1 protein-coding gene is annotated in these 418 nt (G+C 74.6%); it reads left to right on the forward strand.

Annotated features, from left to right (window positions below; all coding sequences use genetic code 11):
• Nucleotides 1-140: 140 nt before the first annotated feature.
• A partial coding sequence (locus tag JZ792_RS43760; RefSeq protein ID WP_216918456.1) for an Hpt domain-containing protein occupies nt 141-418 on the forward strand: 278 nt, incomplete at its 3' end.

Raw genomic sequence — 418 nt, forward strand, 5'->3', positions numbered from 1 at the left:
CTGCAGAACATCCGCCAGGCCAGCCAGCAGACGGCGGCCGGCACCCGCGAGGTCGAGGCGGCCTCGGCCAACCTCACCGAACTCGCCCAGGCCCTCATGGCCCTGGCCGAACGCTACCGGCACTGAGGGCCGGCGCCGCCTTGCCCGCCGATATCCGCCAGCTCCTGCTCGCGGCCTTCGAGGTCGAGCATCGCGAGCACGTCACGGCGATCCGGGCCGCGCTCGGGAGCGCGACCCCGGACTGGAACGACGTGTTCCGCCGCGCCCACAGCCTGAAGGGCGCCGCCCGCGCCGTCGATCTCCCGGCCGTGGAGGCCGTCGCCCACCGCCTGGAGACCCTGTTCGAGCGGGTCCGCACCAACGCCCAGCCCGTCGACCGCGAGGCGGCCAACGCCGTCCACCTGGCCCTGGACCGGAT

The sequence above is a fragment of the Nocardia noduli genome (assembly GCF_019038455.1).
GTDB classification, from domain to species: Bacteria; Actinomycetota; Actinomycetes; order Mycobacteriales; family Mycobacteriaceae; genus Nocardia; species Nocardia noduli.